The organism is Flavobacterium fryxellicola (assembly GCF_900143245.1).
Classification (GTDB): Bacteria; Bacteroidota; Bacteroidia; order Flavobacteriales; family Flavobacteriaceae; genus Flavobacterium; species Flavobacterium fryxellicola.
Map to the genome: position 1 here is coordinate 57,390 of NZ_FRDK01000011.1, position 12,926 is coordinate 70,315.

At 35.7% G+C, this 12,926-nt stretch carries 13 protein-coding genes; 8 read left to right on the forward strand and 5 right to left on the reverse strand.

Translation table 11 applies throughout. The features are described 5' to 3' along the window. Positions 1-128: 128 nt before the first annotated feature. Positions 129-1,616: a Fic family protein gene (locus BUA03_RS14000; RefSeq protein ID WP_066076194.1), complete on the forward strand. Its 1,488-nt coding sequence runs from the start codon at positions 129-131 to the stop codon at positions 1,614-1,616. Between the two features lie 1,097 nt (positions 1,617-2,713). Then, a complete protein-coding gene (locus tag BUA03_RS14005; protein WP_066076197.1) occupies positions 2,714-3,139 on the forward strand; it encodes a DUF6943 family protein in 426 nt (141 codons plus the stop codon). Positions 3,140-3,579: 440 nt separating this feature from the next. On the opposite strand, the gene BUA03_RS14015 is transcribed toward BUA03_RS14005, so the two are convergent. Genes BUA03_RS14015 through BUA03_RS14025 form a run of 3 tightly spaced genes read right to left on the reverse strand, consistent with a single transcriptional unit; the run spans position 3,580 to position 4,978 of the window. Then, positions 3,580-3,795 carry a hypothetical protein gene (locus BUA03_RS14015; RefSeq protein ID WP_066076203.1) on the reverse strand — a complete coding sequence of 72 codons (216 nt, stop codon included), beginning with the start codon at positions 3,793-3,795 and terminating at the stop codon, positions 3,580-3,582. Positions 3,796-3,816: 21 nt separating this feature from the next. After that, a complete protein-coding gene (locus BUA03_RS14020) occupies positions 3,817-4,221 on the reverse strand; it encodes a DUF5675 family protein (protein WP_066076206.1) in 405 nt (134 codons plus the stop codon). 1 nt (position 4,222) lies between these two features. Continuing rightward, positions 4,223-4,978 (reverse strand): hypothetical protein, encoded by a 756-nt coding sequence (locus tag BUA03_RS14025; protein WP_066076209.1) that lies wholly within the window; start codon positions 4,976-4,978, stop codon positions 4,223-4,225. A gap of 305 nt (positions 4,979-5,283) precedes the next feature. Between BUA03_RS14025 and BUA03_RS14030 the strand changes: the two genes are divergently transcribed. From BUA03_RS14030 to BUA03_RS14050, 4 genes are all read left to right on the forward strand, one after another. Then, complete coding sequence (locus BUA03_RS14030; RefSeq protein ID WP_066076364.1) at positions 5,284-5,508, forward strand: helix-turn-helix domain-containing protein; 225 nt, start codon at positions 5,284-5,286, stop codon at positions 5,506-5,508. Further along, positions 5,508-5,840, forward strand: a complete 333-nt coding sequence (locus tag BUA03_RS14035; RefSeq protein WP_066076212.1) for a HipA N-terminal domain-containing protein — start codon at positions 5,508-5,510, stop codon at positions 5,838-5,840. The genes BUA03_RS14030 and BUA03_RS14035 overlap by 1 nt, the downstream gene beginning before the upstream one ends. Continuing rightward, entirely contained in the window at positions 5,833-6,783 is a 951-nt protein-coding gene (locus tag BUA03_RS14040) for a HipA domain-containing protein (protein WP_066076215.1), read from the forward strand. Before BUA03_RS14035 ends, BUA03_RS14040 begins: the two co-directional genes overlap by 8 nt. A gap of 739 nt (positions 6,784-7,522) precedes the next feature. Beyond that, positions 7,523-8,830: a site-specific integrase gene (locus BUA03_RS14050; RefSeq protein WP_245792676.1), complete on the forward strand. Its 1,308-nt coding sequence runs from the start codon at positions 7,523-7,525 to the stop codon at positions 8,828-8,830. A 99-nt stretch (positions 8,831-8,929) separates the two neighbouring features. Here the strand turns inward: BUA03_RS14050 and BUA03_RS14055 are convergent, their stop codons facing one another. Both BUA03_RS14055 and BUA03_RS14060 read right to left on the reverse strand, forming a co-directional pair. Next, positions 8,930-9,232, reverse strand: a complete 303-nt coding sequence (locus BUA03_RS14055; protein WP_066076230.1) for a helix-turn-helix domain-containing protein — start codon at positions 9,230-9,232, stop codon at positions 8,930-8,932. A 61-nt stretch (positions 9,233-9,293) separates the two neighbouring features. Continuing rightward, positions 9,294-9,737, reverse strand: a complete 444-nt coding sequence (locus BUA03_RS14060; protein ID WP_066076233.1) for a hypothetical protein — start codon at positions 9,735-9,737, stop codon at positions 9,294-9,296. A gap of 1,379 nt (positions 9,738-11,116) precedes the next feature. Between BUA03_RS14060 and BUA03_RS14065 the strand changes: the two genes are divergently transcribed. Then, a complete protein-coding gene (locus BUA03_RS14065) occupies positions 11,117-11,509 on the forward strand; it encodes a single-stranded DNA-binding protein (protein WP_066076367.1) in 393 nt (130 codons plus the stop codon). A 44-nt stretch (positions 11,510-11,553) separates the two neighbouring features. Then, the gene (locus BUA03_RS14070; protein ID WP_066076236.1) at positions 11,554-12,627 is read left to right on the forward strand and encodes a DUF932 domain-containing protein; all 1,074 of its coding nucleotides are present in this window, start codon (positions 11,554-11,556) and stop codon (positions 12,625-12,627) included. The last annotated feature ends 299 nt before the right edge of the window (positions 12,628-12,926 follow it).

Sequence of the window (12,926 nt, forward strand, 5' to 3'; positions counted from 1 at the left end):
TTCTGGTAAAAGTCGCTTTTAGTGGAAATTAAAATCAGCTAACAAATAGTTTATAATGGAAAATTTTTGCGTTAAATTGCTTTTTAGTGGAAAATAACAACTAATTTTGACTCTCAAAAGCAATTATAATGGAAAATAACATCCCAATCCACCTTCAAGAGATAATTTTTGCAACAAGCGATATCGCTTTAAACAGACAATTAAGTCAACTGGAAGCAGAAGGCCAAATAAAAAAAATTGCACCTCGTATTTATACCTCAAATTTTGACGAATCGGAGGAAATAATTATTAGAAGAAACATCTTTACCATTTTAGGAAAACTATATCCAGGAGCAGTATTAAGCCATCGTTCAGCTTTAGAATTCAAACCGACAACAGCAAATCAAATTTTTGTAACCTATACGTACACCAAGAAAATTGAGTTGCCAGGTATAACCATTCGTTTTATGGAAGGATTGCCGGCGATAGAAGGAGACAATCCATTTTCGGGAGAATTATTTGTATCACAACAAGAAAGAGCATTGTTGGAAAATCTACAGTCCTCACGTCAAGTGGGACCAACTTCCAAAACCATTACCTTACCCGAAATTGAAACAAAATTAGAACAAATTGTTCAAGTAAAAGGCGAAGAAGGACTAAACCAATTACGAGACAAAGCTAGAGAAATAGCGGATAAGTTAAAAATGCAATCCGAGTTTGAGAAACTAAACAAATTGGTAAGTGCCTTGCTAACAACAAAACCATCCAAAATACTCACATCACCTTTAGCAGTAGCCAGAGCTTTAGGAAATCCGTATGACAAACACCGCTTGGAATTATTCGAAAAGTTATTTGTAGAACTACAACAGCAACCTTACAAAGAAAGACAAGACATAAATGCAGCAGTAAATTCTTTTAGAAATTTTGCTTTCTTCGAAGCCTATTTTTCCAATTATATTGAAGGAACTATTTTCGAAATCGAAGAAGCTAAAAGTATTATTCAGACCGAAACTCCAATTCCAAACCGTGACGAAGATTCACACGACATTTTAGGAACATACAAATTAGTAAGTAATCTAAAGGAAATGAGTACAACACCTTCAAATCCTGATGAATTACTAAACATATTGCAATACAGACATCAAATACTTTTAGGAGCCAGAACCTCTAAAAAACCAGGTCAATTCAAAGAAAAAAACAATCGAGCAGGAGAAACACATTTTGTTGACCACACTTTAGTAAGAGGTACTTTGATAAAAGGATTTGATTACTACCAAGCACTACAAGAACCATTCGCCAAAGCAGCTTACATTATGTTCATGATAAGCGAAATACATCCATTCTTAGACGGAAATGGTAGAATTGCAAGAGTAATGATGAATGCCGAATTAGTAAAAGTAAACCAAACACGAATCATAATTCCAACAGTATATCGTGATGATTATTTAGGAGCATTAAGAAGACTAACAAGAAACGATGATCCAACAGCGTATATCAGAATGTTACAAAGAGCACAAGAATTTAGTGCAACATTAATAGCAAACAATATTGATGAATTGGAAAGTCACCTAACGCTAAGTAATGCCTTCAAAGAACATGACGAAGCAAAATTGAAAATAATAGACCCTATCTCGTAACAATCTGATTTTAAGAATAAGTTATTTCCACAAGAATATTTCCGTTCCTAACATCACGGGCAATCAAGCGGTCTCCCTACGGTCGTTCCCTTTGTTCCGTTCGGCAGTTCCAGTCGGTCTACCCTCTATTTTTATAACCTCTTTTAAGCTACTATCAGCATTTTATTTCCATAAGAAACAATTTAGGTTTCCCTCCATTCCACAGCCACTTCACGGCTCTAAAAAAACAGCAGCTTGAAAATAAGGAGCTGTTTTTTTGCGCCGTTTCGTTCCTCATCTTCACACGGTCACTCCCTGCGTTCGGTCGGGCTACCATAACCGCAATATCGCTTCATTACGTTACGCCGCCACACTTTTACTTTTAGTTACCTGCAATTTGCTTTTATAGCAGTTTTGTTTTGTCACCCTGAGCGCAGTCGTAAGGCGCTCCACTACATTCCAGCCATATTCCAGTTATAGCCCTCCATTGTTTCAGCGGTTGCTCCTTCGCACAGCTATCGGGGTTGGCTCCGTTCCGTGAAAAACGGCACTTTGCCCTAAATCAAGGTTTCCCGCCAACAAAAGGCGGGAGTATTTTATTTTTTCCCCGCCGTTTCACGCTCATACCCGCTTCATTTCACTACGTTCCTGCGCTCAATTCTCGCGTTTATGGTAGCTGTTCGATTGCCGCAACCCCGCCACTGCGCTCCTCGATAATAATAATTTCCGCTGTCGCTACTATCATTATTCTCTGCGGTGCTTGGGGGTGTTGGATTGCTGTTTTCAGTAGAACGATCCAGAGAGTAGTGTCCTAACGTAAACGAATAGTGCTACCAAGAAAAAAATAAAAAAAAGAAAGTAAAGGTAAGCTCCGGTTTCAAAAAGTCAAGTTCAAGCCCTACGGGTTTTTGAAAAAATCTCCACCCTTACAGTTTCAATTCCCATTTTGTTATAGCGATGCGGATTCATTTTACCAGCAGTCTGAGGTAGTATTTTTTCAAAAAAACTGGACTTCTTTTGAAACCTGCACTTCTCAGGCGACTTTCTTTTTTTTCTTTTTCTTTTAAAAATATTTAGGTGCCGAGCGCAGCGAGGTACCTAATCTAAATTCAGAAAGTATGCCAAATTTTATCGTCAAAACACATCAGAAAGACACCTCATACACAGGAGAGAAAATCTTTATTCTTAATAAAGGACTTAACAGCGGCAAACCACAAAAGGAACCATTTACCAATAGTTTCGTTATAATTTTTGCCAATAAAGAGGATACAGAAACAGTCTATTGGCTTGCGTATAGCTTATGGAAAGCCAATTTCTGGCGCCAGTCCCTGCATGGCTCTGTAATTCCTTTTTTGCGAATTGACGATTTCAGAAAAGATTTTTCACGCAAAGTAACTGAAATGCTGCACGATTTCGAACAACATAAAAAAGAAGTTATAGCATTAAAGTTGTTGGAACAACAAGAAAATCATTTTAATCAAAATATAAATCTTATCAAAGAAATGCGCAACATCATTTTAAACCGTTACTGCAAGAAAATTTGATTTATTAATTTAACAAGGGAGTTTATGAAACTATTTATTTTATACCAAACTGACATATGGAAAAACAAGGCATCAAGAGTTTGCTTTGGAATATTTGACAGCAGAAAGAAGGCGGTAGATAGCGCAAAATATAACGGTCTATATGGTTCTTGTGCTGAAGTGGTAATCGAAGAGGTTACTTTGAATCTATTGGAAGAAAATTGAAACAAAAAAAGTCCAAACCTTACGGAATGGACTTTCTAAAATGCAATTCACGGTCACCACAACTTGAATTGCATTACTTTTTGTGCTTTCGAATCAAAAATTTAAGTATAATCGAAATTGTAAAACTGACCGCTGCGCCAATGGAGGCCAAAACAATAGTTTTTACAACATCTTCCGAATTCAAATTCGGGATTATGCTCAAAAAAGTACCGCCAGCGGTACCAACTAAAGCTGAATTACTGGATTGCATCTTTAGTTGAAGTCAATTGACTAACAGCAGAAATAACACCGCCCGCGATTGCTATGTATCCGCCAATTGAAACTAGGACAACGGGCAGCGCCACCGGGGCTGTTAAGACAGTTCCACCAATTGCAGCTAATGCAAGACCAATATTTCGAAGCACTTTAAAAAATTTCGGCGTTGGAGCTTTCGCTCTCTTGATTAAATTCATAATTTATTTTTTTATCATTCCTTATTGGAAATCTGATTTAACAATTAAACGAACCTCTTCTTCTCGATCTAAAGCTTTATAAGCCATATCTTTTAATTTATAAAATGCCTTTCGTGACATAAGACCTAAACCTGGACCAGAAAATTGAGTTACCGGAGCAATACAGCCATTTAATTCTGCAAGCGCATTGTTGGCTGGATGAATCAAAATAAATTTTCTGTTTTCAACATTCATAACCTCCAAATGCCATTTGAATTTGTTGCTGTAACGCTTTCTTATAAAATATTTCCCCTCCGGAATGCATGAAACCTTCGTTTCGTTTTTCTTCCATGGCAATTCAATAGCGTTACATATTAATTTGCCCTCGTATTCGAGTTTACTATTTGTTCCATCAGGGAAATAAGTTCTTTTCAATATTAAAACCATCTTACAATCCGCTTACTGCAGCCAGTGCTAATGGGTTATAAGCTCCGTTTTTCAAAGGATACATCTGGCCATTTACACTTTGATAAAACTCAACTCCTAAAGCTAAAAACAATGGTTTAATACTATTTGGCGTTACCGTATTGGTCTGAGTAATCACTGCAGTTGCAGTCGTATCCCATGGTAGAATAGCTGTTTCTGAATGGGTTTCAACAAATGTTTCAGCTTCAAAATCAATTTCAGCACCAGCTGAAATAATTTTAAAGTGAGTAGTCCCACTTGGCGCTGCAATCATATTTGCAGGAATAAAAGAAGCGATATCTACAGCGATGTCACCGGACACCCTATCAATAGTCCCTGCAAAGGGAGCAAACAAACTAGTGCCCAATTTTCCTCGGATATTAAACTCAAAGCCTACTAACAATTCCGCTTCGCCGTCAATCACATTGCGTAATCCACGCACGCTAACTGTGTCTGCTTGGATAACTTTTATCATTGCTTGAGTCAAGCGGCTTACCATTCTACCGTCGGCAGAATTGATCAAAACAGCTCTCAAAGCCGTTCTCAAAATCTTCCCTGCTTTCCCTGCTCTTCCAAATTCAGAACCATTCTCACGCGTTCTTTGAAACGCAGGATCATTTTTGATTCTGCTGGCATCAATGCCTCCTTTTTCACGTGCCAAATGTCCATCTTGGGTTTTGTAAAAAGTAATATCACCGATAGTACCTTTCAATTTAATTATGCCTTTCTGTCTTGCCATAATTTCTAAAATTTAAGTTTGAAATAATTTAAAATCTCCCTCAATCATAATCCAGTTGCAACATTTTTAGATTGATTTCAAAACAAATTTTAGACAATTTAACCGCATAAAAAAGCCATGACCATTCCATATGGCACTTTTGGGCATAAATGGCATAAATCAACTTAAATGACAGCGAATTTCCAAATTAATCACCATATACGAGTATACGTAAAAGCATATAAAATTAATTTTTACAGTAAGACTATATGCTTTTACATATAATTTACTATATTTGATTTAATTCGTTGTAAATGCATATAATCATGATAACACTAGCTGACTTTGTAAAAGAAAAAAGAAATGAAGTAAACCTCACACAGGAAGCATTTGCGGACCGTGCTGGAGTGGCACTCACCGTTATTCGAAAAATAGAGCAAGGCAAAGAAAATCTAAATTTGGAGAAGGTAAACCAAGTTCTCAGAATGTTCGGGCATACCCTCGCACCAGTAAACGCAAGAGAATTATCCAAAAATGATAAGAAAGAATAATGAGAAAGGCAGCAATATATTATAAAGACCTATTGGCAGGAATACTCACGGAAACAGATGAGGGAGAATATCTCTTTCAGTATAAAGAAAAATATATAAAAGAGTACCCCAAACAGTTCATCACCTTTACAATGCCCGTAAGCGCCAAAACATATACCAATCAACGATTATTCCCATTTTTTGAAGGATTAATTCCTGAAGGCTGGCTACTGGATATCGCATCCAAAAACTGGAAAATTAATCCAAACGACCGAATGGGATTGCTACTGGCATGCTGCCAAAATTGTATCGGAGCAGTTAGTGTCCAACCAATACCTAACGAAAATGAGTAAGAAATGTTTATACTGTTATCAAATATTGGATGATACAATTGTAGGTGATTTTCATGAGCAGTGCAGCTTAGTTTTTTTTGGAACAAAGCGGCAACCTGCATTTGAACATACCCTACAACAAATGGTGGGATTAGCTCAAAATATAGTAGAGCGTAGCGTAGCGGTTCCAGGAGTACAACCCAAATTATCACTATCAATAGTAAATGATACGATTCAGGATAGAAATAAAGGACGCCTTACCGTTGTCGGCGCTTTGGGCGGTAACTTTATTTTGAAACCGCCATCCGAACAATTCCCTGAAATGCCCGCAAATGAACATGTAACTATGCGCATTGCAGAAGCATTTGGAATTAATACGGTAAAATCAAGCTTGATACGATTACAATCCGGAGAGCTGTCCTATATTACCAAACGTATTGACAGGACAGCAACGGGTGAAAAAACCCACATGCTCGACATGTTCCAAATCACGGAAGCTTTTGACAAATACAAAAGCTCTATGGAAAAAATTGGTAAAGCCCTAAACGAGTATTCTGACAATACCTTATTGGATAAAGTCTATTTCTTGGAGTTAGCAATTTTTAGCTTCTTAACAGGAAATAATGATATGCATCTCAAGAACTTCTCCATGATAAACACAGGCGAATCCTGGACGTTAGCTCCTGCCTATGATCTTCTGAACGTAGCTATTGTAAATCCGGACGACACCGAAGAACTGGCTTTAACTTTGGAAGGAAAAAAGAAAAAATTAAAATGGGAGCATTTCGAACGATTGGGAAAATCATTAGACTTAAACGACAAACAAATCAAAGGAATCGCCAAACGATTTCAGAAAAACAAACCTATCGCCATCCAATGGGTTAATACCTCTTTCCTATCCGATGAATACAAAGAAAAATATAAAATGCTGTTAGAAGAAAGATACACTACTTTATTCCTATAAATGCTTCTAAACCAATTACTTTTTTTTCTAATTTTACACTACATAAACGTTTAGGCAGTAGGATTTTTAAGTAAGTCAAAGCCTAATCAAAGCTATAGATAAAGTATGAAAATAGATAATAAGAGATTGTGTATCTACCCTAAGGACATACAACGCATAACCGGAAAGAGTTATCGTCAAAGTATTAGAATGCTGCAAAATATTAGAAAAGAACTAAACAAGCTCCAAAATGAATTAGTATCAATAGAAGAGTTTTGCCAATATACAAGCCTAAAAATAGAACAGGTTGAACCACTAATTATTGGATAGAAACAGTGATTAACCTATTCAAATTTTGAACTTTACATGTTCAAATAATAATAGTAGACCAGTTCAAATTTTATTAATAAAAAGATAAATTCTCTTTGATTAAACAGCTAAAATCACTACTTTTATGGACATAAGATTACATGATTTTTGCACTAAAATTGACAGGAGCAAAATCGAGACCCTAGTTTTAAACAGCTCTATAACAAGCTATATATTAGCGCATTAAGCAGGCGACACAAATCCCTCTTTCTCCGCCAGACCAAGTTTCAATCGAAACTTTATGAATCAAAAGCCTCTAAATGCTAGCATTTAGAGGCTTTTCTCTTTTAAGGGAAGTGTCAAAATACACATGCTGTGTCAAAGTACAGTTACCCTATTAGTTACCCTGTCAAAATCTACTCTTTTTGGCTTAAAATAGGGTAACTAAAAATTGGGAATTCCCTGGGAATTCCCTGCGGTCACTAGGTTATTAAGTGGTTTTAAATCAATTTTAATTATTAATTTAAATTCCAAGAACATGTTAAAAGTAAATTTCTACCTCAAGGCAGACAAGGTAAATAAAAGTGGCCTCTCTCCTATTTTTGCTAAAGTATCATTTCATAATAAGTCAACTACTATGAGTACGGGAAAGATGATGACTCGGGAAAGGTGGCAAGCTACAACCAACCTTCGCAATACCTTGAGACTCGAGAACGAAAAGGTAATCAGAAATGCATTGGAAATATTCAAGTTGGATGTAGAGCGCAGGGTGAATGATATTTTAAAATTCGGTTCGCAAGTATCTTTAGATTCGCTTAAGGCGGAAATACAAGGAAAGTCTATACCTAATAAGAAAGCAGCGGGAATAATCGGAATAATCGAAAAACACAATGTCCATTTTAAAAAAAAGACGGATGCTGGCGACAGAGCTCCAGCCTCTCTTCAGAAGTATCAACGTGCACAAACCCTTCTGGGAACTTTTCTACTTAAACATTATCAAGCAGCTGAAATGGATGTTAGTGAAATAGATGATGCATTCGTTTTCTCTCTCGAATCGTTTCTCAGGTATGACAGTGAATTCAAAGGCATCATCGGGATAAGAAATAACTCAGTTGTGAAGTATATGCGAATGTTCAAGACTGCGTGCAGGCATGCTGTAAGAATGGGTTCTATCGTAAAGAATCCTTTTGAAGTTTATGACGGCAAGCTTAAAGTTACAGATTCGGTATTTCTGAGTCAGCATGAGCTGGATGTAATAAATTTAAAGATATTTGATATAGAGCGTCTGCAAAGAGTTAAAGACATATTCTTGTTCAGTTGCTATACTGGATACGCACCTGTAGACGCCACCTCACTTAACGAGACCAACATTATAAAAGACGGTTCCGACAGCTTGTGGATTATAGCAAAAAGAGCAAAGACAGATATTAGGGCGAATGTGCCACTGCTACCCCCAGCCCTCAAGATCATCGAAAAATACCGTGGCAAGCAACCCGGCCTACTTCCGTCAATATCGAATCAAAAGATGAACGCCTATCTAAAAGAAATTGGGGATGTCTGTGGTATCCAAAAGAAGCTTACTTGGTATGTTGCAAGACATACCTTTGCCACCACAGTTACCCTTGGCAATGGAGTGCGAATTGAAAACGTATCCGCAATGATGGGACATACAAATATCAAGCAAACTCAGCACTACGCCAAAGTAATGGACGAGAGTGTGATGGTTGACATGGATAGACTCAAAGAGCGCTACAAATAAAAATATAGAAGAACTGATAAGTAAGCCACAAAAACATAGAGTCTTGTGGCTTTTTCATTTTCTTACGAATTTCTAATATTTTATGATAAGAGAGTCGTTTCAAAATTCCCCATTTGATCTTTGCTTGAGCGTTTTAGCAATAGTTGAGACATCGTATAAATAAATATCCCCCATTTTTGTGAAAGGTAGTATTCCGCTTTGCCGGTATTTTACTATCGTATTGTTTGAAAATCCAAAGACTTTTTTCAAGTCTTCATTTCTATAATACTGTGGAAATTTGTTTTTATCAGGATATACAATCTTTGCATCAATTTGATCTAATTTAGAGTACAATGGAAGCAAGATCTTTTTTAAAATTATAATGATCTCTTTATTTCTCTTTTCATTTTCTTCTTTTCCCATAATATTTATAGTTTAACAGCGTATTAATTAATTTTAAAGTAAAATTCAAACACTTGAAATACTACAATTGATTTAAAGATTCCTTCTTTTTAAGCAATATCATGATAATTTTTTCAAGATAACGCACTTGCTTTTCTCGATATGTAAAACCTAAACATTCAGAAAAATGCCTGCTACAGTCCATAATATGATGCTGTAAATTTCCCTCTCCCAAATACGTAAAATTTTTCTCAATGAAGCTTTGAAACAGCCTCCTATTCTTTTTTTTATCTATAGGATCAAAAAATAATGTTCCTCCTTCAATCAAAATGTGAAATAGATAAACCAACTCCCCTTTTTGCAATCGAGAGCCACATTTTATAGTTTTACACCCTCCGGAATTTACTAGAGGACTATTTTCCACAATGGCATTTAGATGCAGAAATTCCTCAATAATTACCAGTCGTTCATTCAAGATCTTCATATTGCATGGAGCAACACCTAAATTGTTTCTCTTATATTTCATAATTCTTTAGAATTTCGGAAGTAAATATTTTTAGAACCAGCTCTACAAATATTTTGCTTACTCGTTTTACAGTAAGTATCAAAACTTAAATTTAATGACTAACGACACAAACAAAACTATTTGTCATATAAAGTCTCTTTTTGTCCATACCTGTCTGTTTGCGATAGGGAACAATAGTTCAAAAAATTTATATTAAGTTTAGAATGAAAAAGTGCAGATAATAAACACAACTATTTACTGTAAATTGATCACCTTACCGCGCTTCTTCACAATGAGTAAATTTACTATGTTAATCCAAAGATAATATTTGAAGTACTTCAACTTCTCATTAATACTTGGAGCTATTAAATCCTAGCAATTTAACTTATCCCATTAATTTATTTTCGAAAAAATTTAATATCGTCTACCAATCGCAATTTAAATTGATCCTCAAAGCACATTTATAACTCCGCGGCGCTCCCTTCCAAAAAGCTTTGTCGGATGTCTGATAAAATAATCTTAAAAAATACTGGCGTTATACTATTCATTATTTTTTAAGATCCTTTTACCTGGCTTTCGAAGCCAGATATTTTAATAAAATATTATCAAATTGAACTTTTAAAGTTGATCCTCAAAGCACATTTATAATTCCCCTACGCTCCATTATAAAAGAGCTTAGCCGGATATCTGATAAAATAATCTTAAAAAATACTGGCGTTATACTATTCATTATTTTTTAAGATCCTTTTACCTGGCTTTCGAAGCCAGAGATTTTAATAAAATATTATCGATTTGAACTTTTAAAGTAGATCCTCAAAGCACATTTATAATTCTGCTGCGCTCCATTATAAAAGAGCTTAGTCGGATATCTAATAAAAGAATCTTAAAAATACGAGCATTAAACTATTCATTATTTTTTAAGATCCTTTTACCTGGCTCTCGTAGCCAGAGATTTTAAAAAAGGAGACTGAACTTAAAGTTTTACAATCATTCTTCAAAGCTGATTACTTTTTTTGACACCATTCAATCATTTGCATAATACCTTATTTAAAATCTCCACTTTTAATATGAAGGAGCCGATATGCTTTTTTGTCCCATTTCAAGAGCAAAGGTATTCTAGTGTTCTTAGCACAAAAACAAGGTCAAGCCCTGCGGGTTTGTCAAAAAATCTCCACCCGTTCGGGTTGTATTTATTTGACAAAACCTTGTTTTTGCTAAGCACTAACCTTTTATGCTCGTGAAACGAAACAAAGCATACTCCGACTCTTTAGACGAATATAAAAAAATGTCAATTATGGAAAATAACAGTATTAAAAATGGTAAAAGAGTGAAACGAAACAGCTCCTCCTCTCATTGCCGAATAAATTAAATGAAAAATTATAAATGAAAAAATGAAAATTATGAACATCATCGGAAGATTGACAAGGGATGCGGAAATACACAGAACCCCGCAGGACAAACAAGTAGTGAATTTTTCAGTAGCTATCAATGATAGTTACCGAAATAAGCAAGGAGAACGCATAGAGCAAACTAGCTATTTTGATTGCTCCTACTGGATAAGTCCAAATGTTGCAAAAATGCTCGCCAAAGGCACCTTAGTAGAGCTAACAGGAAGAGTAAGTACAAGAGCCTGGACAGCTACTAACGGAGAACTTCGATCATGTTTGAATTTTCACACTTCGACTATAAAATTACACGGAGGTAGTAAGAAAATTGAACATACACAAGGAAGTGTACAACAAGAGAAAACAAAGATCATTATACAAGAACCTGCAGATGATCTACCATTTTAACACTAAATACTTAATCATTTTTTCAACTTTAAAACTTTAATATCATGGCACACAATTTAAATTTCAACGAAAGAACGGGACGTTATTCATTTTTTAGCGTACAACAAAAAGCTTGGCACGGTTTAGGTCAAATAGTAACAGACTATCCGACAAGTGCAGAAGCAATTAAACACGCAGGACTTAATTATGAGGTAGTAAAAAGTCCTATTTTCACAAAAGGATCAGGCATTATTGAAAACACAAACACATTAGAAATTAGGGATAATGAGCTGGAGGTGCCTAATTATTTTGCTACTATCCGCACCGACAATAATACGGTATTGGGTGTAGTCGGTAAAGAGTATCACATTGTACAAAATCGTGAAGCATTTAGTTTTTTTGATGCTATTGTAGGTGGTACCGATGGGATTTTGTACGAGACTGCAGGCGCTTTAGGCAATGGGGAACGCATTTTTATTACTGCAAAATTACCTAACTATATTCGTGTTGGCAATGGTGATGATGTTACAGAAAAATATATTTTCCTCACCACTTCGCATGATGGTAGTGGAAGTATTACGGCAGCTTTTACACCTGTTAGAATTGTATGCCAAAATACGCTTAACGCTTCTCTTCGAAATATGAGCAACGTGGTACGCATCCGCCATACGTCGGGAGCAAAACAACGTTTGGAGAATGCGCATGAAGTAATGGGATTAGCAAACGAATTTAGTAATCAACTAGAGGGAATTTTTAATGAATGGTCAAAAGTAAGAGTAAACGACAACGAGGTTAAAAAATTGATACAATTAGCACTATGTCCCAACAAGGAAACCTTACAGCATATTAAAAACGGAAATGAGGACGAAATATCCACCGTTTTTAAAAATACGGTTGAGGATGCCTTTGCCTATGCTATGACGAGCGACTCACAAAAAATGGAAACGACAAAAGGCACTTTGTTTGGAGCTTATAACGCAGTTACAGGCTACTACCAAAATGTACGTAGCTATAAGGACAATGAAGCAAAATTACAATCTATTATTTTGGGAGGTACTGCACAATCAAAATCGCAAAAGGCTTTTGAAATCTGTACCTCATTTCAAAAAAATGGTACTGACGTTTTCAGCTTCAATTAAAAAGGCTTTAAAATTAAAGGCGACTACTCACAAAAGTAGTCGCCTTTAATTTTAACAATTTCTATTATTTTTCAGAATAAAGTTTTTTTCTAAATCTTAAAGATTTTAGGGCACAACCTATTCCGGTTGCATTACTTCAAAGTCTGGATGCAAAAAGACACTCCCTTCCAATGGTCGGGAAAGTCTTTTTGTGGGAAATGATACAACCATTTTGGTAAAACAACAATCGCACAGATTCTCATTGCTCTTTATATTTTACCAAAAAGCTCGTGATTATTGGTTAGGATAGTCAGTATCCT